Raw genomic sequence first — 26,427 nt, 5'->3', positions numbered from 1 at the left:
AGAAACTTGCATTTAGGTAGTTAGCAAGATAAAAGTATCGTAAAAAAATACGCTTACAAGGAGAAAAATTCAGAAAAATGCAATGTTTTAAATGGATTTGATATACTCGTCTAGATTTTTTTCTGGAGAAAGATTCATTTTTTTGCGCAAACGACTTCTCGATTTTTTAACAGCTTCTACGGTGGTAAAACGAAGTTTGGCAATTTCTTTTCTGCTTAACGAAAGACGAATGTACGAACAGATTTCGATGTCTGTTTTAGTCAAGTTGGAATGTTTTAAAAGAAGACGTTCGGCAAATTCATGATTCAGCGTTTCAATATCATTTTTAATTCTGTTGAGTTGCGAATCTTCTAGCAATTCTGATTTTAAATTCACAATCAAGTTTTGAATACTAATAGATTCGTCTTTGGAAGCTACTTTTTTCAGGTTTTCTACTAATTTCTCTTTCGATTTTAACTGTTGAAAAGTTTCTGAGCGTAACTGCACAATTTCCTCTTGCTTCTGCTGAATATTTTTAGACATATTTTGAATGTCAAACGCCAATGCTGCTAGTTTTTTTTCGGTTTGTTTCTGAATTCGATTGTTCAATACAATCTGAAAACCAACATAAAACAACAATCCATAAATCACTAAAAATTCTGTTTTCAAAAACAACATCGCAATTAAAAGATCATTCGCTAATAAAAAAGCGGTAATCGACATACTGATGAACATGCCAATCGCATACGGGCGTTTGTCTTTAATTGCCATGAGTATCTGATAGAATCCTAAGAAAACATAGAACAATCCTAACACCTGAAAAATAGGCGCACTTAAAGTAGTGTAGTAAGTTGGTACGACAATTACATATAAAATTCCAATACTTGTAATAATCTTGATGGCTACGATTAAGTATTTATGAAAATAACCAGGAAACAACACCGCATGATACATGAACACCGAAAGCAATCCGCCGTAATAGCCGATATATCGCATTTTTTGTACCCAATCAAACGAAATTTCAGGATAAAAAGAATAAATTAAATTTTCGCCCACAAACAACTGTCGAGAAGCACCAATAAGGCAAAACAGTCCCAGATATAAATAATATTTGTAAGTCGGAAAACTAAAAAAGTGGATGATTTGATACATGCCAAACAGCAAAATCAAGAAAGTAATAATGCCTTCTATCAATGGTTTTGACAGTTTCGTTTCTTGGTAGTATTCTTTGGTTTTAATTTTAGAAGCCAACGCAATGCCGCCACCCAAACGATGTTTATGATTCGATATCAAGAAAACCATATCTAAAAAAGGTTCTTGTGGTAAAATGATTTCTAGCGGTCTTCCGTCAATCTTTTCTTCAGCGGCATTTTTTGAAATTTGACCATGCGACTTCACCAATTTGCCATTAATCCAAACCTCTGCCGCTCCAAGAAGTCTCGGAATTTCAAGGACAAGCTTTTGAGGACGCTTTTGTTGTATGGCAAAGCGTAATGTTCCATAGCCACGTTTTTCGTTGCGTATATGCGACCATAAAAAAGTACTCGCATTAATGGTATCCGCTTTCTTCAACAAAGAAGCATCAAAATTTCCGTTCTCATCTTTTGCCCATTGTTTCCAGTAAAAAAGTGCGGCTCCTTGTAAAGCAATAGCTTCAGTGTTAGTATTCCACGCCGAAATATCCAAAACACCGTTTTCAATAACATATTCTTTTTCTCCACTAGAAACACAACTGCATTGCAAACACAAAAAGACACACGAAATAACCATCCATGCGCTTCTGATTCGCAGCAAATTGTGAAAAGCAATCATCTATCTAATTAGTTTAAAACATAAAACGTATGACTAATTGGCTATAATATAATATTGAAATTTAAAATACAAAATGAAAACGAGTCATGATTTAAGAATCAAGAATCAAGAATCAAGAATCAAGAGTCAGGATTCAAGAGTCAAGAGTCAAGAAAAACAAAAAACAAATTAACAAATCGCCAAAAAAGCACCCAAAACCCAACACCCAAAACCCAACACCCAACACCCAACACCTGTCAAACAACCCTACTAATCGTCAAACCATCGCGAATCGGTAATACAACCGTTTCTACACGTGCATCGTCTTTTAAAAGTTGATTATACTCTAACAACGCTTTTGTGGAAATGTCGTTTTTCTGTACTGATTGAATCACTTTTCCGCTCCATAAAACATTGTCCGACAAAATCACGCCATTCGGTTGCATCTTTTCAATAATCGCATGAAAATAGGCTGGATAATTCGGTTTATCGGCGTCAATAAACACCAAATCAAAACGCATGTCCATTGCAGGAATAATCTCCAAAGCATTTCCTGTATATTGATGAATTTGATTGCCATAGTCAGAAGCATCGAAATACTTGCGTTGAAAATCGTGCAGTTCTTCGTTGATGTCAATGGTGTGCAATGTACCATCAGCTCTCATGCCTTCCGCCAAACACAACGCTGAATAGCCTGTGTACGTTCCAATTTCCAAAATAGTTTTCGGCGCGATTAATTTAGACAGCATACTCAACAAACGTCCTTGGTAATGTCCGCTCAACATGCGTGGTTGCAACACCTTCTGATACGTTTCTCTGGTAAGTGCTTTCAATAATGCTGGTTCGTCTTCCGAATGTGCAACTACATATTCGTCTAAAGCTTCTGGAATAAAATGCATGACTTTTGATTTTTGCAAAAATATTGATTAAAAAAAGAATCGAACCAAAAGTAATTACAAAATGACAGATATCTTTTTTATTACCAAAATGGAATACGTATTTTTGGTAAAAATAGCATTGCACATGTTTCAAAATACATTGGCGTTTGCGCAAGCACAAGACGCAAAAGATCCTTTAAAAAACTACCGAACAAAATTTCACATTCCCAAAGATGCTGACGGAAACGAATGGTTGTATTTCTGTGGAAATTCGCTCGGATTACAACCTAAAATCACGCAAGAATATATTCAACAAGAGTTGAACGATTGGGCAAATTTAGGCGTAGAAGGACATTTTGATGCGAAAAATCCGTGGATGCCGTATCACGAGTTTCTCACGGAAAACATGGCAAAAATAGTAGGCGCAAAACCTATCGAAGTCGTGATTATGAATACGCTCACCACAAATCTTCACTTATTGATGGTGTCGTTTTATCAACCGACAAAAACCAAATACAAAATCGTGATTGAAAGTGATGCCTTTCCATCCGACAGATATGCGGTAGAATCGCAACTTAAATTTCACGGTTTCGATCCGAAAGAAGGAATGCTTGAATGGAAACCGCGCGAAGGTGAAGAACTCTTACGCATGGAAGATTTGGAAGCAATGCTCAATGAACACGGTGACAAAATTGCGTTGCTCATGATTGGCGGCGTCAATTATTACACAGGACAATATCTCAACATTAAAAAAATAGCGGAACTCGGTCACGCAAAAGGCGCGATGGTGGGAATCGATTTAGCGCATGGCGCAGGAAACATTCAACCGAATTTGCACGATTCCAATGTGGACTTTGCTGCGTGGTGTACGTATAAATATCTCAACTCCGGACCAGGAAGTTTGGCAGGATTATTTGTGCATGAAAAGCATGCGCACAACAAAGAACTGCATCGTTTTGCGGGTTGGTGGGGACACGATAAGGAAACGCGTTTCAACATGCGGTACGATTTCAATCCAATTCCGGGCGCAGAAAGTTGGCAATTGAGCAATCCGCCGATATTATCGATGGCAGCTATCAAAGCGTCACTCGATATGTTTAACGAAGTCGGAATGGATGCTTTGCGCGAAAAATCTAAAAATCTCACAGCGTATTTTGAATATTTAATCAATCAGATTGATACCCATCGTATCAAAATCATCACACCGTCAAATCCTGAAGAGAGAGGTTGTCAATTATCAATTCAGGTTGAAAATGCAGACAAATCTTTGCATCAACAGCTGTTAGACAAACATATAATTTCCGATTGGCGCGAACCTGATGTCATTCGCTGTGCGCCAGTGCCGTTGTACAATTCGTATGAAGATGTGTACAACATGGTAGACGAACTCAAAAAATGCTTATAAGATGGAAAAAAAGGAAAACATACTGATTATTGGTGCAGGCTTGTGCGGCTCTTTATTGGCGTTGCGTTTGGGACAACGTGGTTATAAAGTCACTGTGATGGAAAGTCGTCCCGATTTGCGAAAAGTAGACATTTCAGCAGGACGTTCCATTAACTTAGCATTTTCCGACCGTGGTATCAAAGCGATGAATATGGTGGGAATTGCGGATAAAGTCATGCCGCTTTGCATTCCGATGCACGGACGTTTGGTACATGACGTGGAAGGAAACACCTTTATGTCTAACTATTCGGGACGTGAAGGCGAATATATCAATTCCATTTCGCGTGGCGATTTGAACGCGTTGTTATTAACAGAAGCGGAGGAACATGAAGCTGTCAACATACATTTCAACAAAAAATGTACAGGTGTCGATATTGAAAACAACGTAGCTTCTTTCTATTGTTACGAAACTGAAAAAGACATTGAATTCACGGCAGATGTTATTTTTGGAGCAGATGGCGCGGGTTCTGCCTTGCGTAAAAGTTACTATTTGGAGCGTAAGTTTTTATTTAGCTATTCTCAAAATTACTTAACACACGGATACAAAGAATTAAGCATTCCACCCACAGCTACAGGCGGATTCCGAACGGAGAAAAACGCACTGCATATTTGGCCACGCGGCGATTATATGATTATTGCCTTGCCGAATTTGGATGGAAGTTTTACGGTTACACTCTTTTTATCGTATGATGAAGGCGAATACAACTTCAATAATATTACGACACCTGAGCGCGTACAAGAATTCTTTGAAGCACAATTTCCAGATTTGTTACCGTTGATTCCTGATTTGAAAAAAGAATACTTTGAAAATCCGACGGCACCACTAGGAACGGTAAAATGTTCGCCGTGGTCGTATAAAAATAATACCTTGTTAATGGGCGATGCAGCACATGCCATTGTGCCATTTTACGGACAAGGAATGAATGCTTCTTTTGAAGATGTTGTGGTGCTGAATGAAGTTCTTGATACGCATGAAGGCGATTGGGAAGCAGTGTTTAAAGCATACGAAAAAACACGTAAAAAAGATACGGATGCCATTGCCGATTTAGCGATTGACAATTACTACGAAATGCGCGACCATGTGGCGAATCCGATTTTTAAGGAAAAGAGAAAGCTAGAAATGGATTTGGAAAAAAACTTCCCAGAGCAGTATTTCTCTAAATATTCGATGGTGACGTTTAACGAAGATATTCCGTACAGCAAAGCCATGCAAATTGGGCGCGCGCAAGACAAAGCCTTATTAAACATGATTGCGGATGACGAAATCGACACGACGGAAGATTTACACGCAATTCTTAAAAAAGTGCAAGAAGAGACGAATGAAATTTTAGAGGAAGATAGTGTTGCGAAGATGAAGCACTAATTCGTTTTACGGATAAGTTTTTTAGTGCCGCGATGATTTCGAATGGTAAACTCTTCCTTCTCAATTCCGAGTCCTAGTTGTGCAGATAGGTTAAAGAGTTCGCCCGTTCCTAATTGTATATTGTCTATCAAAACGATATTATAGCCAACAAAACTTATTTTAAGTTGATACGTAGCAGCGGGAATGGAAAGATTGTAGGCGCCATCCAAATCAGTGGTTGTTCCTAGAACTTCTTGTGTTTCCGCGTTTATTAATGCAATATTTGCAAATGGCAAAGTGTCTTCTTCTTGAAATTTCTCATCGCTGTATAAAGATTCGCCATATATTTTTCCAGAAATGGTTGCGACTGTCGTATCAGCAAAAATTAAGTTTTTATTGATATCTAGGGTGCTTTTACTTTTTGTTTGGAGATGCGCAGGTGCTTCTGCTAAGGCACAAGCTTTGTTGTTGCTTTTGCAACGAATCATTAACAATATAATACAACAGCAAAAAAATACTTGTTTCACGACTCCTTCAACTCTTTAATAATCTCTTGAATTCCTTTTTCAAAACCTGTAAAGAAATCGTTTTTCTTAAACTCAGGCACAATCACTTGGTTGATGATTTCTAACGCTTCTTCATCGGTAAGTTTATGCATCACTCCAACGTCATTATGAATCCAAATGCGACGGTCTTTCATATAGAGTGCAATTAAAACACCGTTATTTTTATCTTCTTCGCCAATTTGCCAGTGATTTGCTAAATCCAACGAATATTCTACCAATCCAGAATATCCTTGCAACGAGGTTAAGGTTACAACGATAATTTCATCTGTGGTAGTTTCTTTGTGCTTTTGTATCAGTCGGAGTAAATCGGCTTCTTGTTTTTTGGAAAGAATATTGTCATAATCATTCACACTTCCTTTTAACATAGGAAAGTCAACCTTGGCAGCATGTTTGCCAATAAATGATTTGGAGTGCATTTTATGCGTAGCTTCACAGCTAAAACAAAGCGCAATTAGCAGGCAGAGCAGTAGGCGTTTACATATCATGGCGGGCTATTAAAAATCAATTGGGTTCTTGCAAGATAAGAAAATCAACGATATGTCGTTTAAAATTAACAACTTAAATAGCAAATTTTCGATGAAATGAACTGTTTAGTTACTTTTTAAAAAGAAAATTAGAGTAGTTGGTATTAGTCTTCCGTTTTATTCACTTCTCGAATAATGGCTTCAATACCTCTGTAGACACCTTTGTAATAGTTATTTCTTTTAAATTCAGGAATTATCTTAGATTCAATGATATAACTCGTTTCGGCATCCGTCAATTTTTTGACCAAACCATCGCCGTTTTGTATCCAAAGTTTTCTAGCATCTTCATGAATTGCGATGAGTACGCCGTTGTTTTTTTCTTTTTGTCCCACGCCCCAATAATTTGCCAAATCCAACGAATACTTTTCAATATCGGAATAGGTTCCTAAATCATTGACCGTTACTACAGCAATTTGATTGGTAGTAGCAGCTTCGTGTAATTTGATAAGCTTCAACAAATCCGCTCGTTCGGTTTCAGAAAAAATACTGTCAAAATCATTCACAAAGCCTACAGGTTTTGGGAAAATTTCGCTAGTAGCGTCTTTGTCAATATTGGGAAATGTTGCGGGTTTTTGTTTGCAGGAAATGCTTGCGATGAAAAGCGATAGAATCAGTAGATACTTATACTTCATAATATCAATAGTGTGATTTTAATGTGATAGAAAGATATAAAATAAAATAGTAACCTGATGTTAAATTTTATAAAACTCTAACCATTCTAAAGGCTTGGTGAGTTGTTTTGAGCCAAACTCCAAGTGTAACACACGTCGTTGTTTGCCATTTGTGGTTCGCTCAGAAGCGTGAAGTGTTAACGGTTTCATGAGCATGATGCCACCTTTTTCGACTTCACAAACATGTTCGGTTTCTGTATTCCAATCGATGGTTTCAGGTCTGTAAATTCCTTTTAGATGCGATGTTGGAATGACTTTTAATGCGCCGTTTTCTTTGGTGGTTTTGTCGAGATGAATTCTAACAGTGACAATATTTTCTAAAATATCTAATGGCGGTTGTACGCCATATTGACCTTTTTTGAATGTCCAATTCGTATAGTTTGAAACAGCTACTTTTCTATCAACAGAAATACTCAAATCTTGATGATACGCCACAAACCAATTAGATTCGCTAGGTTTGTCAAAATAAATAGCTTTGGTCAAAAAATACGGTTCCGTAAAAAGAGAAGATAATAAGTTCTGTAATTTTGTTGTACTAACTAGCGATTCCAATTCAGGAATCTTCTTCATTGCTTGTCGTATTGCAAACACACTTTTAGAATAGTTGCCAACGTTCAATTTGGCACAAGCTTTTTCAATACAGTTGTATATAGCGTCGACTTCCGCGTCTGCATATATATGATTTAGAACAGCAAATCCCTGTTCGTCTAAGGAACTTATGTAATCAACGTTTTTATTCATTAATCGCTTCCAGCTGTTTATCAATCATTTCATGTAAATTTCTTAACTCTGAATCGTACTTAACAGTACGTTCTTTTAGCGCTTTTTTGAATACTTCAAACGCTTCCAATCGGAGTTCGCTATATCGAAGTAATTTTTTATTGTAATCACTAATTTCTTTAGGTAAATCTGTAATGGTATCAGCACTTTTTACAATTTCAATATTCTCTTTCCATTTGGGAATAGCATTTTTGTTCAATTCTAAAATAAGATCAAAATCGCTTTCGGTTTGCATCAGTCGGTAAAAAGCTAGCGACTGTTTTTCATTCTCATAAAACTTTTCTAAAGAAGATTGATATGCTTCTGTTGCTTCTGTGTCGGCAGACAAATACGCATAACCAAAAATACCTATTCCGATAATCAAAAGTGAAACTATACCTATTCCAATCGCACGCCAAACAGAATAAAAACTGTATTTAAGTTCTTCATGCTTTTTTAAAATCGTTCCAAAAGTTTGTTCTACCCAAATAGTAATAGCTACGGTATACACTACAGGAAGCACAATATTTGGTATTTTTTCTATAATATGTTCAGGAATGGAAAAAATTAATACAAAAAGTGCAATTGTAGCCACTATAGAAATAATGAATACATTTTTTCCTTTTTTAGGTTCGTCTATGGCTAGAAAATTTTCTCGGATAAGATATCCTGCCGCTAACGGTCCACCAATAAATGTAGCGATACTTATTGCTTGTTTCGTGTATAACTCACTATTTCTCGTGTCAATTTCTTTCTGCATGCTAAAATTTTACAATTGAGAGCAGAAATATACAGCTTTATCCTTATGATGATAAAAATTTACACCAATTTCTCCTTAAAAAAAGCAATCGTACGTTCCCATGCTAAGGTTGCCGCTTTTTTATCATAACGCGGTGTCGTATTGTTGTGAAATCCGTGGTTGACGTTTGGATAAAAATGTGCCGTGTGTTCAATATTATTTGCTTTTAACACCTTTTCAAAAGCTTCCCAACCTGCGTTGACGCGTGTGTCCAATTCGGCATACTGCAATAACAAAGGCGCTTTGATTTTCGCGGCATCTTCGTCGCTGGGTTGTCGTCCGTAAAAAGGAACGGCGGCTTTTAAATCGCTCAGTCGCACTGCCATCATGTTGGAAATCCAGCCGCCAAAGCAAAATCCGACGACTCCAACATTGCCATCACATTGCGGGTGATTCTTTACGTATTCAAACGCAGCAATAAAATCTTCCAACATTTCGTTTCTATCGCGTTTACGCTGCATCGTTCTCCCATCATCATCGTTGCCAGGATAACCGCCCAATGGCGATAATGCATCAGGTGCCAGACTGATAAATCCTTCTAACGCAGTTCTTCGTCCAACATCTTCAATATACGGATTCAATCCGCGATTTTCATGTACTACGACAACACCTGGAATTTTCGTTTTGGTATCTTTCGGGATGGAAAGCAAGCCTTTGATATCGCCACCACCTTTCGGAGATTTGTATGTTATATAATCCGATTCAATATTTGGATCATCTTTGGCAACTTCTGCTGTTGTTCGATAGTTGGGCGACATAAAACTGAGCAAGGCACCAACCGTAACACTTCCAGCGGCATACAAAGAAAGTCGCTCCACAAACTGTCTGCGTCCAATCTTATTATGCGCATAATCGTCGTATAAATCAAATACTTCTTGTTTAATGTCTTCCTTTTTAAGCTCGCTCATGATGTTGGATTTTTGGTTGAGCTTAAAGTTAGGGAAATTTTAGGTGAAATTATTTTTAAACATTGAAATATATTTATTTAAAAAAAGAATTCCATTTATGTCGAATTCCACCCAAAGTCCAGTTAATATCAAACTTTTCAGAATCGTTTTTTCGATAGTTAGGTATTTTTACTTTACAATGTAACATTGGCTCTTTATTCTTCACGGTTTCATAATAATCAAGTTCAAGAAGTGATTTAGGATAGTACTGGATTTCTATAATTGTCCGTTTCTTTTCACTATTGTAGATATATAAATTTATATCATAAAGATTTTCATAGATTACTTCTAATTCTGCAATAGTCTCTGGAAGTGACTTTAGTTCTTTTTGATTATTAAACTTTATACTATTATGAATATCATTTCGTGTTTCTGAAATAAAATAAACTACATGACTTGAAATTGTATTCCAGCACATATTTCTAGCCATTTCCAATAAAATATGAGTAGCTTCTTTTAAGTTGGTTTCAAGAGTGTCTTTGGAGATTTCTTTCAAGTTCAATGATTTTATGTAAGTTCATTTTCCTTTAAATATAGGATAAAAACAATTTCTGTAATAAATAAATCTAAAGATTTCAATTCTGCAATACAGCTTCCAATAAAGAAAAACATAACTTCTGAAAAATTCACAAAAAACCTACAAAAAATGAACTTTTTATTAAAGAATTCGCAATAAAAACGCTCCCGAAACCTTCTCGCAGCAATGCAACAGGCTTTCGGGAAAACCCGAAACGGTCTCGCAGCATTGCAGGAAGCTTTCGGGAAGTCCCGAAACAGTCTCGCAGACCTGCAACAAGCTTTCGGGAACAAACAAAACCGTCTCGCAGCGCTGCGAGAAGCTTTCCAACACGTTCGAAACGTTCCTGCAGACGTGCGAGAAGCTTTTCCCCGTGGGGAATTCGTTCCTGTAATCGTGCAACAAGCTTTCCCCAACAAAAAGTATCTTCTCGTAACGCTACACCGAGCTTTTCCTTCGATTTTTAAGGTATCAGTTTAAAGCGAAGCGTAAACAAACACCCAACACCCAACACCCAACACCCAACACCCAACACCCAACACCCAAAAAAAATGTATCTTTGAAAACAAGACAACCAACAAACATGATATACATTGCTATTTTGCGCGGAATTAACGTTTCGGGAAGTAAAAAACTGCCGATGGCGGAACTTCGTTTATTACTGTCAGATATAGGCTTAGAGAAGGTTCAATCGTATATCCAAAGTGGAAATGTAGTATTTGCTTCCAATGAAAAAGATCAAACAAAATTAGGCAATCAAATTTCAGAAGCCATCAAAAAGCAGTATGATTACGACGTGCCTGTGTTGGTAAAAACGATTGCGGAATGGAAAATAGCGATGGCAAATAATCCGTTCACGGACAAAGATATTTCCAAACAAGCTATTACATTTCTAGCAACCACTCCCACAGTAACAGATTTTGAGATTGATAGTAAAGACGATGAATTTAAAATCATCAATTCGGAAGTGTATTTGTATTGTCCCAACGGTTTTGGGCGTAGTAAATTGACCAACAATCTGTTTGAACGAAAACTCAAAACACAAGCGACCACACGAAACTGGAAAACTATCAATAAGTTGTTAGAAATGGCGGAAGCGTTATGAAATGTAAAATGTAAAACCGCAAAATGTTAAATAAAAAAGTGATTTTTGAATAACGAATAACACTTCGACAAGCTCAGTGTAAACACAAATTAACAAAAAGACAAATCGACAATAAAAAACAATGGAAAAAAAAGTAACTCCAAGAGGCGCGTATCCGCATACCAAACGTGTGGGCGATTTTATATTTGTATCAGGAACCAGTTCGCGACGACCAGATAATAGCATTGCAGGTGTGGATATTATTGATGAAATGGGAACGAAACACCTAAACATTCGCACGCAAACACGTGAAGTTTTGAAAAATATTGACAAAAATTTACAAAGTGTAGGCGCAAGTCTGGCTGATGTGGTTGATGTTACTTCGTTTTTGGTGAATATGAACGATTTTGCAGGCTACAACGAAGCGTATGGTGAATTTTTCGACAAAGCTACCGGACCAACACGAACAACGGTTGCCGTGCATCAATTGCCGCATCCAGATTTGGTGGTGGAAATTAAAGTGGTCGCTTACAAAAAACAGTAAATGAAAAAGATTGTATTCATTATATGTTTGTTCTTTAGTTTCAAAGGAAAAGCAGTAGACGCTGGATATGCCTATCGTTTCTATGTAAATATTGCTTTAAACAATGGAGAAACACATCATGGCTATATTTACAAATACAGTTATAATGAATTTAAAATACATCAAACTAACATTATTGACTTTTTAAGTAAACAATCAAATGGAAAAATTAAAATCTACCCATATATCATAGAGGTAAATGCGGGTAGACATATAATTGATTTTATACCAAAAGGAATAAACACACAAGTATCTCTCAATGAAATTGAAAAACTTGACATTATAGAATATGTTTATTTTACGCCAGATGAAAGACTCAAAGAGCTAACAAAAGAACAATTTCAACTTATTAAAACAACAAAAGCAAGGTTTGAAGTAATTGAAGATGTACATCTTTATGAGAATATAAAATTTATATTATTTACATGGGATGAAAATAAAGAGCTTTCAAGACTAAAGAATAAAACTGCGAACGAAATTAAAGAACAAAGGAAACGCTATATTGAGACTGAAATTATTCAATCTGAAAAGTTTACTACATTTATGAAAATATTGAAAGAAAATCTTTTAAAAGAAAATATATTACTCATAGAATTTGCCGAAGCCCTTTAACAATGAAAAAGATTCTCAACTATATCAACGGAAGTTACGTTGCGCCGAAAAGCAATGAATGGATTGACAACTACAATCCGTCTAACGGAGAAATCTACGGTAAAATTCCAAACTCGTCTGCGGAAGATGTAGAAGCTGCCTATCAAGCAGCAAAGGCGGCGTTTCCGAGTTGGTCACAAACAACCATTGAAGAACGCAGTCGTATTCTCGATAAAATTGCTTCGTTAATTGCAGAAAACTTAGCAGATTTAGCACACGCAGAATCGTTGGACAATGGAAAACCGCTCAGTTTGGCTACGCAAATTGACATTCCGAGAGCGACGAGTAATTTCAGATTCTTTGCGCAAGCTATTACACAATTTTCAAGTGAAGCACACGAAAGTGTCGGTCTCAATGCGATAAATTTCACACTGCGTCAACCCATTGGTGTTGTAGGATGTATTTCTCCTTGGAATTTACCACTATATCTTTTTACATGGAAAATTGCACCCGCGCTCGCTACAGGAAATACCGTAGTTGCCAAACCAAGTGAAGTAACGCCAATGACGGCTTATTTATTAGGTGAAATTTGCACCAAAGCAGGGTTGCCAAACGGCGTTTTGAACATTGTGCATGGTTTGGGACACACTACGGGACAAGCCATTACGGAACATCCTAATATTAAAGCGATTTCTTTTACTGGTGGAACTGCAACAGGCGCGCATATCGCTAGAACGGCGGCGCCAATGTTTAAAAAGCTTTCGCTGGAATTGGGTGGAAAAAATCCAAATATCATCTTTGCCGATTGTGATTATGACGAAATGTTAAACGTGACAGTGCGCTCTTCTTTTGCGAATCAGGGGCAAATTTGTTTGTGCGGTTCGCGAATTTTTGTGGAAAGAAGCATCTATGACAAATTCAAAACGGATTTTGTAGCATGCGTGAAACAACTCAAGGTAGGAAATCCGTTTGCGGAAACTACGAAAGTTGGCGCGTTAGTCTCAAAACCGCATCTGGAAAAAGTAAAATCATACATAGAAATTGCAAAAGAAGAAGGTGGAACAATTTTATGTGGAGGAAACGAAGTTACGGTGGAAGGATTTGAAAATGGATACTATCTAGCACCAACTGTTATTGAAGTACAAACCGATCAATGTCGCGTGAATCAAGAAGAAATATTTGGTCCTGTAGTCACGATGATGCCATTTGATACCGAAGCAGCAGTCTTGCAAATGTCAAATGGTGTTCGCTATGGACTATCGGCTACACTTTGGACAAATAATTTAAACCGAACCATGCGCATGAGCAAACAACTAGAAGCGGGAATTGTGTGGGTAAACACGTGGTTATTGCGTGATTTGCGTACACCTTTCGGCGGAATGAAAAATTCAGGCGTAGGACGCGAAGGTGGCTTAGAAGCACTGCGTTTCTTCACCGAACCGAAAAATGTGTGTATAAAGTATTCTTGATCGTTTTATTAATCTAAAATAACAGGCTGAATTTTTCATATAATCATTAGAAACATGTCAGTTCGAGCATTATCGAAGATACCGAGCGAAGCTCACGAGAACACTTTGAAATTGTAAGGCATCTCGACTGCGCTCGATGTGACAACAGAAAATTCAATTGACAATTTAAAATGAAGACATACTATGTATATATCCTTAAATGTAAAGACAATTTATTATATGTTGGAATGACGAATAATTTAGAACGTAGAGTAAATGAACATACATCAGGATTCAATAAAAACTGTTTTACATTTTCGAGAATACCAGTTGAACTAATCTTTTATCAAGACTTTAATGATGTAGCGCAAGCCATTTATTTTGAAAAGAAAATAAAAAAATGGAGTCAAAAAAAGAAATTAGCATTGGTAGAAGGGAACTACGATAGGATACAAATTTTAGCAGAATGTAGAAATGCAACACATTTTAAATACAAAAATGAATAATATATAATAATAACAGAAAGTGTCAGTTCGAGCATTATCGAAGATACCGAGCGAAGCTCACGAGAACACTTTGAAACTTTCAGACTTAATAACTAATCAAAGTAAAGAATGAACTTAAAAATAAATAACAAAAACGCACTCGTTTGTGGAAGTACACAAGGCATTGGAAAAGCGGCGGCTATAGAATTGGCAAACCTTGGAGCAAACGTAGTGTTGACCGCTAGAAACGAAGAAAAACTCAAAAATGTTCTTGCTGAATTAGATACCTCGCAAGGACAACACCACCATTATATTGTAGCAGATTTTCAAAATCCTGACGAACTTCGCGAAAAGATTGAAGCGTTTATTGCTAAAAATCATGCTTTTCATATTTTGGTCAACAACACAGGCGGTCCTGCGGGCGGCCCTGTTTTTAATGCAACAATTGAAGAGTTTGAACGTGCATTTACACAACACTTAAAATGCAATCACATCTTAGTGCAAGCGGTTGTTGGTGGCATGAAGGAAGCTGGTTACGGACGTATCATCAATGTGATTTCTACTTCTGTAAAACAACCGTTGGATGGTTTGGGCGTTTCCAATACCATTCGTGGTGCGGTGGCAAATTGGTCTAAAACACTAGCAAACGAATTAGGGCAATTTGGAATCACTGTCAACAACGTATTGCCTGGTGCAACGGCGACGGAACGCTTATCAGAAATCATCAAAAACAAAGCTGCCAAAACAGGGAAAACTATTGATGAGGTGAGTGAAGCTATGAAAAACAGTGTGCCTGCTAAACGTTTTGCAAAGCCAGAAGAAATTGCGAATGCTATTGCGTTTTTAGCAAGCGAAGCAGCTTCGTATATCAATGGAATTAACGTTCCTGTTGATGGTGGACGTACGAAGTCGTTGTAAAAGATACGCTAAATGTCAAATCGAGCGCAGTCGAGATTCAATTGAAGTTTTAGTTTCTTATTGTTCTAGACTGTGCAGACAAATACCTATTTTCAGAGAGTTGTCAGTATTATAAACGTATTCAGTCTAGCTAACGTGGACAGTCTAAAAACGAGAAGCTGTTCTCTAATATTGTATTTAATTTTCCCACAAACAAAAAAGTAAAACTACCTGACTTTAACATTTTTAATTATTTTTTTGATGAAAGTGTTAAAAAATCCTTAAATTGGAAACAGAAAACCGCATTTGCAATCTTAAAAAAATGTTGTAAACAAATAACTAACCAATATATGGACAGAAGAAACTTTATTGTATCTAGTGTAATCGGAGCGGGTGCGCTCTCTATGTTTCCTAGTTCGACACTAGCAAGTAATCAAAGTGTTTCATTAACAAGTATCGGAAAAGGATTCAACCGTTTGCTACACAATGTAACACGTATTTCCATCGCTAATGTATCTGAAAATGTTGCCAATACGCATGCGCGTTTGGTAAAAGTACTCAACCAAGAAGGATACGAGTACAATGCTTCAGAAATGATACAGCTCAACAGCAATTCGTACGCAATTCCAGTACACAAAAATCCAATCTTAGGTTTTAAAAGTAAAGAATTGGCATTGATTGTACGCCAAAACGGTGGAAGTAAATTCTATATTTTAAATGAAAAATTAGCAACCGAGTTTGCAGGACTTATTGAAAGTTACAGCGAAAATGCGGAAGGTCATGAATTGAACTTAGATGCGGCTTCTTTTGTATTTCCAACGAAAGTAGTAGCCCAAAAACAAGGAAGAGAAACTATATTTACCTATCAGAATAAGTTTAATAATACAATTACACTCAAAAGTGCTCGTAAAATGGCAGCAGTAGTTGTAAGTTAAGCAAATAACCAACCAACCATATTTTTATCAAAGTCTCTATGCTTTTGTACTATCAAAAAGTAGTAGAGACTTTTTTTATTCGATAATTTGAGTTTAACGATTTTAAAATGTTAAATGCATCACATATTCTCTAATAAATAGTATTTTTATAGCAGTAATTTGCACTTGCAAGTGCGCGAATAGTGTATTTGATATATTGAAATTCATTACGAACACGACTAAAAACTACGGAACCTTGAAACGAAAATTGCGTATAAACGGACATTCACATTTGTTGCCTTATCCAGAACAAATTCCTGCTTTTATGAAAGAAAAAAAGGTATTTTGGGTGGATGATGAACGTAAATATATGTTGCAAGACGATTGGAAACGTCCTGTAACCGATTCTAGTTTTTTCTTAAATGAAAAGCTCGAATGGATGGAACGCAATAAAATTGACCATGCTGTAATTTTAAACCTATCACAATTGTATGGAAATGGCTTGCGTTTGGAAGTCATGAAACATGCGCTGCGTTTTCAAAATGATTTCAATGCGGAAGTACAGCGAAATCATCCGTCAAAATTTACCTGCGGATTTGTCGTGCATCCAGGTTTTATTCACGGTGCTTTGTGGGAAATTGAGCGCTGTGTGGAAGAATTGGGATTGCGTGTTTTGTGCTTGCCAACGCACTTTATGGATTCGATAGGGCAGTGGCGTTCGGTTTTTGATGAAGAGAATGATCCTATTTTCGAATTGGCTAATAAATACAAACTTGCCATTGAAATTCATCCGTATGACGGCGATAAAATGATTAAGCTGCAAAATGTAAACTGGCGTTTTCACCTTATTTGGATGTTGGCACAATGTGGCGATGCGTATCATTTTTATACCCTAAACGGAATGCAAGAACGTTTTCCAAATATTCGAACCTGTTTTGCGCATGGTGGACAGTTAGCACAAATGAATCTTGGGCGACGCATACAAGGATTTGATGGACGACCAGATTTATTCAAAGGAAAAGTACATCCGCGAAAAGCCGTAGGACATCCTAATATTTACTTTGATACGCTAGTACATGACACCGATTCGTTTAAGTTGATGGTTGATCGTCAAGGAAGCAACCAAATCATTATGGGATTAGACGATCCGTATCCATTAGGCGAAATGGAAAGCAAACCACAATCTTCCTATCCAGGGAAACTTCTCGATTTAGCAATTGAAAGAAACATCATCAATCAACAACAATACGACGATATTTGGGAAGACAATGTATTACGTTGGTTATTTGGTGACGATGAAGAAACGAAACGACAATTGACTCAAAAAATTCTAGCTGAAAGACCATAAAAAGAACTACTAGCAAACGCACAGTCAAACTGAACTTGATTCAGTTTCACATCACAGTAAAATTCAGAACTCATTTCAAATAAAAAGCCTTGCAAAATACATCGCAAGGCTTTTCTAATTTAGCACTATTACGTTGCTCAGAATTACTTCTTCACAATAAGTTTTGTATAGGCGTTTCCAGTAGCATTTTGTAAGGTTACAAAATAGCTTCCTGCTTTTAAGTTTGAAATATCGATAGACTTTTGATTGGTCTGTAAGTTGAATGCCTTTACTTGTTGCCCAACTAAATTATATACAGTAATAGTCGATATTTTTTGTGTAGTTTCTATCTGTAATTGTCCTGTAGTTGGATTTGGATATAACGCAAAAGAAGCTGCTGTTACTTCAGTAGTACTCAACGTGTTTGTAATGGTCATCATTGTGGTTGCTTGATACAAACTACAATCTCCAACCGTATGTGTTATGGTGTAGACGCCATCAGTAGAAGCTGATAAATCAATTTCTCCTGTAGTAGCATTGATAACCAATCCTGCAGGTGTGGCAGTAAAAACGCCTGTTACGCCTGTAGTACGTGTTGGTGTAGGATCGGCATCATCGGTAGCATAGGTATTTGAACTGTATGCAAAATCAGCAAAATCATTGTAATGAATATTGATATAGTTGGTAATAACGGTAGCATAATCGTCTGCAAAAGGAACAAGCGTTTGCGGACGCGTGTCGTACACATTTCCGTTATACGTTCCCAAATCGCGCACACGTCGGTTGACTTCTGTCATAATTCCGTCAATCGTTCCGCCGCCGCCTTGTCCGTCGCTTGCTGCTGGACCAGAGCCATGTCGTCTGTTATTATAATAATCACCGTCAAAATATGCATTTGAATACGGACGTGTATCATCACAACTTGAATTTCCTGTGTTAATATGACTTGGAACGGTTCTATACCCTTGTGTAGAACTACATCCTGGATAGCCTTGTGCGTTGTAAAATGCACCGCCTGTAGTAGCAAACAATCCACCCAAACTTGTCGTGCCGCGCACCAATTGTTCTTGTGTGAGGTTTCCTAAATTATTGCTCACCAAACTTGTAATAGTAGAGTTTGACACGGAATTTAAGTAGTTAGGAGTGGTATTGTTTAAATCGGAAGCCGAAATATTATAACCTGCTTCAATTCGCGGTATGCTATGACTTTGCCCGTGTAAATCGATATACAGTCCTTTTCCCCACTTGCTCATTACATCGGCACTTGCTTGGTCGATGAAGTTATGAAAAGCATTCCAATAGAATAAAGCATCAGCATCGCCACAAGTTGCTTCGTTTTGCTCTCTGTTTGGATCGAGTTTGCTTCGGTGTAAATTGTTGATAATGATGTACGGATAACAACCTGTTTGGTCGTACACCGATTGTTGAATTTCGCGAATTAAAATATCGGTATTATCATCTCTTTCATTCGTTCCACAGTTTCTGTCTGGTAGTGTACTGTCATTATCTGGATAAAAAGTACCACCAATAGTTTGTCCCGATTGTTTTACACCGCCATGAGGTGCCGAAATGATGACTGGCATATTTCCAGGAATGTATTCGATGTATTCGTTACCGCTAGTATCAAACTGTGACACACCTGGAAACGGAGGTGGAGGCGCAGGAGCTTCTTCCACAGCAAAATAAAACGTTTCCATAATTTCAACAGGATTTCCTGAAGTAACATTCGAGGTAAAATCACCATCAAAGGTAAAAGCAGTTTGTCCGTCGACAGTAACGGTTAAGTTTCCGCCGCTATTCCAGTCATCGCCATACGTATCATATACAATAACATAATATCCAGAATTAGCAGGCACATTGTCATCTACAGGATAACTCACAGCTACAGTGGTTTCATTGTAAGCAGTATTGGCACTACCATCAAAACCATTGTCAATGGTTTGTAAAAGAACGCCTGCGGGACTGTAAAATTCTACTTTATTTTCGGTGGACCAATTTGGCCAATCTACCGAAAGGATCACATCCACATTTTGAGCGTTGCTTGTAAAACTCATCATCAGACAAAACAAGAAAACGTTTCTGACTAATGAAAATGTAGTTTTTTTCATAGAAATAGGTTTAAGTAAGATTATTTTGGGTACGATTTAAATTTTTTTCCCTACAATTGTTGTTGGGGTAAAATCTAAAAACAATAATACGATAAATGGTATAAAATTCCGATAAAATGAACAATAATTATTTTAAGACCAACAAAGAAACTTGGAATAAAAAAGTGGCGATTCATGCAAAAAGTGACATGTATAATATGGACGCGTTTAAGAAAGGAACTTCTTCTTTGATGAAATATGAATTGAATAGTTTGCCAAATGTAGCTGGAAAATCGTTATTGCATTTGCAGTGTCACTTTGGACAAGATACGTTGAGTTTTGCTCGAATGGGCGCGGTATGTACAGGAATTGATTTGTCGGACGAAGCGATTGAACTTGCCAAATCGTTAAATGAAGAATTACATCTTAACGCGACATTTCATTGTTGTAATGTGTACGATGTGAACGCGCATGTAGTCGATACGTTTGATATGGTGTTTACCAGTTATGGCGTTATCGGCTGGTTGCCCGATTTGACACCATGGGCAGAAATCATTGCGTCGCGATTAAAAGAAGGCGGTGTATTTTATATGGTCGAATTTCACCCGATTGTTTGGATGTTTGATTATTTACAAAATCCGCCAAAATTAACCTATGGGTATAACCAAGATGAGGTAATTTACGAAGAATATGAAGGTACGTATGCCGAAGATGGCGAAACCAACATGATTAGCAAAGAATACGCGTGGAATCATGGTTTGGGCGAAGTTGTCAATGCACTCATCAATGCGGGATTGACGATTGAGTTTTTAACCGAACACGATGCTTCTCCGTACAATGTATTGCCCAATTTGATACAAAATAAAGAAGGTTTGTATGAAACAAAGGATAAATTGTATCCGCTCATTTACGAACTAAAAGCCACAAAAAAACCTCGCATTTAGCGAGGTTTGATTTTGTATGTTGAACAGGAATTAAAACTTAGCAAAAAGCTTTTCCATTTTTTCTTGCTCTTCGTCAGCTAAAGCTGGATCTACCAAAATACGACCACTGTGTTCGTCGGTGATGATTTTCTTTCTAGAAGCAATCTCAACCTGAACTTGTGGTGGAATTGTGAAGTACGAACCTCCAGAAGCACCTCTTTCAATCTTAACCACTGCCAAACCGTTATGAACATTGTTGCGAATTCGTTTGTAAGCAGCTAACAATCTAGCTTCGATTAATTTTTCAAATTCTTCAGATTTTTCTAAAAGGAATTCTTCTTCTCTTTTTGTTTCTTCAAGAATATCGTTTAATTCCGCTTTTTTGTGCTTTAAGTGAGATTCTCTTTCTTCCAAACGCTCTTTCGTTTGATCAATCACTGCTTTTTTCTGCTCAATAGCGACTTTAAACTCTTTGATGTGCTTTTCAGCCAATTGCATTTCTAACTCTTGGAATTCTACTTCTTTCGATAATGCATTGTATTCTCTGTTGTTACGAACATTTTTTTGCTGTTCTGTATATTTCTTGATTAAGTTTTTAGCTTCTTCAATAATATTCTTTTTGCTCTTAATGTCATCATCAATCTGATCAAGATCGTTGTGTAACTTTTCGAGTCTTGTATTTAATCCAGCTACTTCGTCTTCTAAATCTTCTACTTCCAAAGGAAGCTCTCCACGAACGTTTCTAATCTCGTCTACGCGAGAGTCAATTAATTGTAAATCAAAAAGTGCGCGTAATTTTTCTTCGACTGTAACTTCTTTCTTCTTTGCCATATTTATGAATACTTGATTGGATTTGTATTTTCCACTGATAAAATGAACGCAAAATTAGGAATTTTTTTCGTAAGATGCTCAAATAAAAGATTTTTTGTGTACTGTTCACTTTCATAGTGTCCAATATCTGCCAAAATAAGCTTTCCTTCAGCCTTGTAAAAATCGTGGTATTTCAAGTCTGCCGTGACATACGCATCTACACCAGCGCGTTTGGCAGCATCAATAGCAAAGCTTCCACTGCCGCCCAAAACAGCTACTTTTTGAATCATTTTTCCCGATAAAGCCGAATGTCGTACTACAGGCACTTTCATTTTCGTCTTCAACAGCGTCATAAAATGCACTTCGTTGATGGGTTTTTCGAGTTCGCCAATCATGCCCATACCAATATGTTGGTTGGTGTTTTCTAGCGTGGTTATCTCGTACGCGACTTCTTCATACGGATGTGTTTCGTGTAACGTTTGAATCACTTTTCCTTCCAAATGTCGCGCAAAAGTGATTCCCAACTGTATTTCTTCTTCAAAATGGGTTTCTCCTTTCGTTCCTATGGTCGGATTGGAAGCTTCATTTCCTTGAAAACTTCCCAAACCTTCTACATTAAAACTGCAATTTTCATAATTTCCAATGCTTCCCGCACCAACAGCAAATAGCGCATTTCGAACCTTATCAGCATCTTTCTTCGGCACAAACGTACTAAGTTTTTTAATGGTTCCTTTTTGCGGAATCAGAATGGATTTATTGCGCAAGCCCAATTCGTCGCACATACGGTCGCTCACGCCGTTCCACGAATTATCTAAAGCGGTATGCATGGCGTAAATGGCAATATCGTGTTTGATAGCTTTTAGTACTACGCGTTCCACGTATGTTTTTCCGGTTATTTTTTTTAGGCCAGAAAAAATAATTGGGTGGAAACTCACAATCATATTGCAATCTTTTTCGATGGCTTCGTCTACTACATTTTCAAGCGTGTCTAACGAAATTAACACGCCAGAAACTTCTTGTTGGCTATTACCGACCAACAAACCTACATTGTCAAAATCTTCCGCATACGCGAGCGGACAGAATTCTTCAATGCACGACATAATATCTTGAACTTTCATTTTAAATCTCCTTTTTCTCAAATATAGAAATTAGCACAAAAAAATGAACAATTAAAATGCAAAAGCACGCCTATTTAGAACGCTTACGAATTTGTAGCTACGCTTATCAAGTAATTTTCAGCTTCAACTATAGAAAAATGTATCTTTCTGTAGAAATTATAATCTGTTGAATATCATGAAAATATATGTGACTTCGATGTTGCTTTTTTTAAATATTTTTTGCGTGTTTTCGCAAGACGGAATTGAACCCATTCAAGACGAACGATTGTTTAAAGTTGTGTTGGAAGTAAACGAAAATAATGTGCTTTCGCGAAGCAACGAGCATTTTCGCATGCAAGCCATTAAAGTTGCTAGTAACGAACGCACGAGTGATGATGAAGACATTCAAGCATTTAAAAGTTTTTATTACATCGTGATTGCCAATTTTGAAGAATCGCCACAAGGAAAATTATACAAAACGGCAAACTTAATTTCACCACAAATCTCTGTTTATCCTGATAGTTATAAGTATTTTAAAATTTTAATCACACACGGCGAACAGCAAGACAAACAGTTGGTATTGTTTGCCAATAATGAAAAGATTTATGTGAAAAAGGAGTGATAATAGTACTACTTGAAACTATAATTATTTAAATTAATTCATTCTGCCAAACTTTCTAAATGCTGCAATAAATTGGTATAAGAGATATCCATTAAAAATCTTAGCCACACTATCAATTAGATAAGTTACATTAGAAATATCTCTCAATTTTTCAGAACCTAATAATATTTTAGGTAAAAAATCACTTTTTCTAATAGGATTTAAAAATTCAAAATAGTAACTACAGTTTTTTAGAAAGACTTCAATGTTTTGATAAGATTTTAATTCAAATTTAAAACCTAAAGAAAAACAATAAATTGAAAAGAAAAAAGCAGTACTAATAAGTAGTAAAACCAAGGGTTGAATCCAGTTTTGTCCATGATTATTCGTCAGTTTGTTCAAATAAAGATTTATTTTTTCCCAAGACCAATTTAGTGTTGATTCATAAGTGTTTAATTCTTCTGCTTTATATTCGCTAGCAGTTAAACTATCTCCAATATTTTGAAAAACTTTTTTGATTTGACTAACAGCTAATTTTTTTTGTTCTTTATTGTTTATTAAGCTGTTTATTTTTTTAGGACTAGGAAATTTTGCTCCAGCTAATGTAATATCATTTATTTTAGAACTTAAAAAAAGCATTTCACGATTTGAAAAATCACAATCGATGAAAGTTAATTTTCCTAAGTCTGAATATTTAATAGTTATATTCTCACTCAAGCTTATCTTAGAAATAGTAATATTTCCAAGATTGGTGAAATTTTCAAAAAATAAATTTTTCAAACTTAATTCGCTAAAATGATAAAATGTATTCTTATTGGAATATCTAGATAAAAGTAAATTGTTAATTCTAGGCTTTGATTCAAATTTGTATTTATATGTGTTTTTTGATATATCGAACAACTTATCATCGTTAGGCATACAATGTATAATGATTGGAGTCACACATTTAATTTCCAAACTTTTTATATCTCCACCAGAAAGCCAAATGTTGTGAAGATATGAACCTCCTTCTATTTCAAAACGATTAATGACTAAGGGTTCTTCAGCTAGGACTCTTTCATTATCGTCATTATTTATCACTCCATCTAAAGTACCCAGCCAACGAAGAAAATTACCTCCTAATAAAATTAAATTATCTATATATCCTCCCCGAATACTTATATACCCTTTAAAAGTACCTCTCCTGAAAAAGATTTTTGTAAATCTTCCTCCACGAAATATTATATTTTTATAATTACCTCCATCAAAAAATAATTCTTTATCAAAAACCTCATTTTCATGAAATACTAAATCGTCAGCAAGTTCAAAGTTACCTGAAATGATAATTTTATCATCTAGATATTTTATTTGAAAATCAGGAACATTTTGTCGATGACCATAAACTTTACTTACAGTATTAGTGCCTTTTATAAATGATTTAAAATTATTAGAAGAAATTAGATCACTCATTAGATAGTTTTAGATAATTAATTATTTTAAAAATGCTAGCAATTATATTATGAGAGTTGTTAATACAAACTAAGATAGTAAGTTTCAAGGTAATGATTTATTTTTGTAAGGTAAAATAATTCTTACTAAAGCCAAAATGAATCTACTATTTTTAATTTTTAATATTTCTTATTAAATTCTTTTAAGTTTTTTCTAGTTAGTTTGAATATTTAATGTCTCATTTTCATTCCTAACCTAAAAAACCATACTTTCGTACTAATGCGAACACTTCGATTGTTATTATTGCCTTTTTCTCTGTTGTACGGCGCTATTGTGTACGTGCGTAATTGGTTGTTTGATAACGATTATTTGAAATCAACTTCGTACGACTTTCCCGTGATTTGTGTTGGAAACCTTAGTGTAGGCGGTACTGGAAAATCGCCCATGATTGAGTATTTGATTCGATTGCTAAAGGATAAATATACTGTTGCCACACTAAGCAGAGGTTACAAACGAAAAACGGAAGGTTTTTTGTTAGCCAATGAGCAAACCACCGCAGCTGATATTGGCGACGAACCGTTGCAGTTTTATCAAAAGTTTAAAGGAGAAATTCAAGTGGCAGTAGAAGCTCAGCGTACTGTGGGAATTGAAAATCTCCGAAAACTAGCGCATCAACCAGAAGTGATTTTGCTTGATGATGCCTTTCAACACCGAAAAGTAACGGCGGGATTTCAAATTTTATTGACGCCTTTTTACGATTTGTATGCGAACGATTTTATGTTGCCCGCAGGAAATTTACGCGAACCTATTTCAGGTGCCAAACGCGCGGATGTAATTGTCGTTACCAAATGTCCCAAAGATGTTTCTGAGGAAAAACGTGCCAAGATTCAGAAAAAATTAGCTCCAAAATCGGATCAAGAAGTGTTTTTTACGGCGATTACCTATTCGGAAACTATTCGAAACACACAGGAAGAATTGTTGGTGTCGTTTTTAAAAGGAACGGATTTTATTCTAATCACAGGAATCGCGAATCCGAAACCGTTGTTGCAGCATTTAAACCTTCAAGAGTTGCAATATTCACACTTAAAATACGCAGATCATTACGATTTCAGCGAAAGCGATATTGAAACCATTCAACAAAAAGCAGGTGACAAAAAAATCATTACTACCGAAAAAGATTTTATGCGTTTGCAAGGAAGATTAAAGAACTTGTATTTTTTACCAATTCAAGTACAGTTTTTAGCGGATGGTTTGAAGTTTCAGCGTAAAGTTGAGGAGTTTATTGGGCGTTTTTAGTTTTTTGTTGTTTGATTTGGTCGATTTGTTTGTTTGTTTGTTTGTTTTTCGTTGTTTGAAGTTTATTGATTTAAAATTTTAAGTTTCAAAGTACTTCTCGATACAAATTTGCTGCGCAAATCCACTCGAAGTGACGATTTTTTTAATGTGTCAATTTGATAATTTGAAAATGTACCAATGATTTACTATTTATTCTTGTTATAAAATTGAAGTGACGGTTTTGATTAACGATTAACGATTACTGATTGTTGATTTTTGAATAAAAAAATCTCAATACTTACTACTCATATCTCAATACTATCTTATGTTCCACAGCACGTCAGTTCGAGTATTTTTTCTAAGGAAAAATGTATCGAGAACAGCTATGATTTTCTAGAGTTGAAAAGTTTATAAGTTTAGGTGTTTAGAATAATTTAAAATTCAACATTCAGCATTCAACATTTTAAGATTCGAAGCACTTCTCGATACAAAATTTCTGCGAAATTTCACTCGAAGTGACGCTTTGTTTTTTGAAGTTTATATGTTTACGAGTTTAGGTTTTGAAAACATCTCACTACTCATATCTCAATACTATCTTATGTTCCACAGCACGTCAGTTCGAGTATTTTTTCGAAGGAAAAATGTATCGAGAACAGCTAT

Annotated in this window: 26 protein-coding genes; 13 read left to right on the top strand and 13 right to left on the bottom strand. The window is 36.1% G+C overall.

The annotated features are described in order from the left end of the window. Positions 1–87 precede the first annotated feature (87 nt). Positions 88–1,791, bottom strand: coding sequence for a 7TM diverse intracellular signaling domain-containing protein (locus tag C8N46_RS00575; RefSeq protein ID WP_108112915.1), 1,704 nt, complete (start codon positions 1,789–1,791; stop codon positions 88–90). A 236-nt stretch (positions 1,792–2,027) separates the two neighbouring features. After that, positions 2,028–2,669, bottom strand: a complete 642-nt coding sequence (locus tag C8N46_RS00570; RefSeq protein ID WP_108112914.1) for an O-methyltransferase — start codon at positions 2,667–2,669, stop codon at positions 2,028–2,030. Between the two features lie 124 nt (positions 2,670–2,793). Between C8N46_RS00570 and kynU the strand changes: the two genes are divergently transcribed. Both kynU and C8N46_RS00560 read left to right on the top strand, forming a co-directional pair. After that, complete coding sequence (gene kynU / locus C8N46_RS00565; RefSeq protein WP_108113564.1) at positions 2,794–4,053, top strand: kynureninase; 1,260 nt, start codon at positions 2,794–2,796, stop codon at positions 4,051–4,053. 1 nt (position 4,054) lies between these two features. Next, positions 4,055–5,455 (top strand): FAD-dependent oxidoreductase, encoded by a 1,401-nt coding sequence (locus C8N46_RS00560; protein ID WP_108112913.1) that lies wholly within the window; start codon positions 4,055–4,057, stop codon positions 5,453–5,455. On the opposite strand, the gene C8N46_RS00555 is transcribed toward C8N46_RS00560, so the two are convergent. The 7 genes from C8N46_RS00555 to C8N46_RS00525 all read right to left on the bottom strand — a co-directional run bounded on the left by C8N46_RS00555 (position 5,452) and on the right by C8N46_RS00525 (position 10,196). After that, on the bottom strand, positions 5,452–5,922 hold the full coding sequence (locus tag C8N46_RS00555; RefSeq protein ID WP_108112912.1) for a carboxypeptidase-like regulatory domain-containing protein: 471 nt from the start codon (positions 5,920–5,922) through the stop codon (positions 5,452–5,454). The two genes, C8N46_RS00560 and C8N46_RS00555, sit on opposite strands and share 4 nt — an antisense overlap. Positions 5,923–5,957: 35 nt before the next feature. Beyond that, complete coding sequence (locus tag C8N46_RS00550) at positions 5,958–6,416, bottom strand: TPM domain-containing protein (protein WP_158269037.1); 459 nt, start codon at positions 6,414–6,416, stop codon at positions 5,958–5,960. A 212-nt stretch (positions 6,417–6,628) separates the two neighbouring features. Further along, entirely contained in the window at positions 6,629–7,156 is a 528-nt protein-coding gene (locus C8N46_RS00545; RefSeq protein ID WP_108112910.1) for a TPM domain-containing protein, read from the bottom strand. Positions 7,157–7,216: 60 nt separating this feature from the next. Next, positions 7,217–7,936: a phytanoyl-CoA dioxygenase family protein gene (locus C8N46_RS00540; protein WP_108112909.1), complete on the bottom strand. Its 720-nt coding sequence runs from the start codon at positions 7,934–7,936 to the stop codon at positions 7,217–7,219. Continuing rightward, the gene (locus C8N46_RS00535; protein ID WP_108112908.1) at positions 7,929–8,714 is read right to left on the bottom strand and encodes a bile acid:sodium symporter family protein; all 786 of its coding nucleotides are present in this window, start codon (positions 8,712–8,714) and stop codon (positions 7,929–7,931) included. The genes C8N46_RS00540 and C8N46_RS00535 overlap by 8 nt, the downstream gene beginning before the upstream one ends. A 59-nt stretch (positions 8,715–8,773) precedes the next feature. After that, a complete protein-coding gene (locus tag C8N46_RS00530) occupies positions 8,774–9,661 on the bottom strand; it encodes a dienelactone hydrolase family protein (protein ID WP_108112907.1) in 888 nt (295 codons plus the stop codon). A gap of 73 nt (positions 9,662–9,734) precedes the next feature. Next, positions 9,735–10,196, bottom strand: a complete 462-nt coding sequence (locus C8N46_RS00525; RefSeq protein WP_108112906.1) for a hypothetical protein — start codon at positions 10,194–10,196, stop codon at positions 9,735–9,737. A gap of 580 nt (positions 10,197–10,776) precedes the next feature. On the opposite strand from C8N46_RS00525, the gene C8N46_RS00515 reads away from it, so the two are divergent. The 8 genes from C8N46_RS00515 to C8N46_RS00480 all read left to right on the top strand — a co-directional run bounded on the left by C8N46_RS00515 (position 10,777) and on the right by C8N46_RS00480 (position 17,567). Further along, a complete protein-coding gene (locus C8N46_RS00515) occupies positions 10,777–11,322 on the top strand; it encodes a DUF1697 domain-containing protein (RefSeq protein ID WP_158269036.1) in 546 nt (181 codons plus the stop codon). Positions 11,323–11,443: 121 nt separating this feature from the next. Continuing rightward, a complete protein-coding gene (locus tag C8N46_RS00510; RefSeq protein WP_108112904.1) occupies positions 11,444–11,845 on the top strand; it encodes a RidA family protein in 402 nt (133 codons plus the stop codon). Further along, complete coding sequence (locus C8N46_RS00505) at positions 11,846–12,496, top strand: hypothetical protein (RefSeq protein WP_108112903.1); 651 nt, start codon at positions 11,846–11,848, stop codon at positions 12,494–12,496. Between the two features lie 2 nt (positions 12,497–12,498). After that, positions 12,499–13,944 carry an aldehyde dehydrogenase gene (locus C8N46_RS00500; RefSeq protein ID WP_108112902.1) on the top strand — a complete coding sequence of 482 codons (1,446 nt, stop codon included), beginning with the start codon at positions 12,499–12,501 and terminating at the stop codon, positions 13,942–13,944. 170 nt (positions 13,945–14,114) lie between these two features. Next, on the top strand, positions 14,115–14,429 hold the full coding sequence (locus tag C8N46_RS00495; protein WP_108112901.1) for a GIY-YIG nuclease family protein: 315 nt from the start codon (positions 14,115–14,117) through the stop codon (positions 14,427–14,429). 108 nt (positions 14,430–14,537) lie between these two features. Then, positions 14,538–15,326, top strand: a complete 789-nt coding sequence (locus C8N46_RS00490) for an SDR family oxidoreductase (RefSeq protein WP_108112900.1) — start codon at positions 14,538–14,540, stop codon at positions 15,324–15,326. A gap of 329 nt (positions 15,327–15,655) precedes the next feature. Then, on the top strand, positions 15,656–16,240 hold the full coding sequence (locus C8N46_RS00485) for a hypothetical protein (RefSeq protein ID WP_108112899.1): 585 nt from the start codon (positions 15,656–15,658) through the stop codon (positions 16,238–16,240). A 235-nt stretch (positions 16,241–16,475) separates the two neighbouring features. Then, positions 16,476–17,567: an amidohydrolase family protein gene (locus tag C8N46_RS00480; protein ID WP_108113563.1), complete on the top strand. Its 1,092-nt coding sequence runs from the start codon at positions 16,476–16,478 to the stop codon at positions 17,565–17,567. A gap of 143 nt (positions 17,568–17,710) precedes the next feature. On the opposite strand, the gene C8N46_RS00475 is transcribed toward C8N46_RS00480, so the two are convergent. Continuing rightward, entirely contained in the window at positions 17,711–19,654 is a 1,944-nt protein-coding gene (locus C8N46_RS00475) for a T9SS type A sorting domain-containing protein (protein ID WP_108112898.1), read from the bottom strand. A 116-nt stretch (positions 19,655–19,770) separates the two neighbouring features. Between C8N46_RS00475 and C8N46_RS00470 the strand changes: the two genes are divergently transcribed. Next, positions 19,771–20,577, top strand: a complete 807-nt coding sequence (locus C8N46_RS00470; protein WP_108112897.1) for a class I SAM-dependent methyltransferase — start codon at positions 19,771–19,773, stop codon at positions 20,575–20,577. A gap of 30 nt (positions 20,578–20,607) precedes the next feature. On the opposite strand, the gene C8N46_RS00465 is transcribed toward C8N46_RS00470, so the two are convergent. Both C8N46_RS00465 and C8N46_RS00460 read right to left on the bottom strand, forming a co-directional pair. After that, positions 20,608–21,387 carry a zinc ribbon domain-containing protein gene (locus C8N46_RS00465; protein ID WP_108112896.1) on the bottom strand — a complete coding sequence of 260 codons (780 nt, stop codon included), beginning with the start codon at positions 21,385–21,387 and terminating at the stop codon, positions 20,608–20,610. Between the two features lie 2 nt (positions 21,388–21,389). Continuing rightward, complete coding sequence (locus C8N46_RS00460) at positions 21,390–22,484, bottom strand: Nif3-like dinuclear metal center hexameric protein (protein ID WP_108112895.1); 1,095 nt, start codon at positions 22,482–22,484, stop codon at positions 21,390–21,392. A gap of 223 nt (positions 22,485–22,707) precedes the next feature. Here C8N46_RS00460 and C8N46_RS00455 point away from each other — a divergent pair, with 223 nt between their 5' ends. Next, positions 22,708–23,085: a hypothetical protein gene (locus tag C8N46_RS00455; protein ID WP_146169685.1), complete on the top strand. Its 378-nt coding sequence runs from the start codon at positions 22,708–22,710 to the stop codon at positions 23,083–23,085. A 33-nt stretch (positions 23,086–23,118) separates the two neighbouring features. Here C8N46_RS00455 and C8N46_RS00450 read toward each other — a convergent pair whose 3' ends face one another. Continuing rightward, positions 23,119–24,513: a hypothetical protein gene (locus tag C8N46_RS00450; RefSeq protein ID WP_108112893.1), complete on the bottom strand. Its 1,395-nt coding sequence runs from the start codon at positions 24,511–24,513 to the stop codon at positions 23,119–23,121. A gap of 258 nt (positions 24,514–24,771) precedes the next feature. Between C8N46_RS00450 and lpxK the strand changes: the two genes are divergently transcribed. Beyond that, positions 24,772–25,788 carry a tetraacyldisaccharide 4'-kinase gene (gene lpxK, locus C8N46_RS00445; protein WP_108112892.1) on the top strand — a complete coding sequence of 339 codons (1,017 nt, stop codon included), beginning with the start codon at positions 24,772–24,774 and terminating at the stop codon, positions 25,786–25,788. The last annotated feature ends 639 nt before the right edge of the window (positions 25,789–26,427 follow it).

Source organism: Kordia periserrulae (assembly GCF_003054265.1).
Taxonomy (GTDB): domain Bacteria; phylum Bacteroidota; class Bacteroidia; order Flavobacteriales; family Flavobacteriaceae; genus Kordia; species Kordia periserrulae.
The sequence above is the reverse complement of the archived record's forward strand: the minus strand, read 5'-3'. Positions and strand labels throughout refer to the sequence as shown.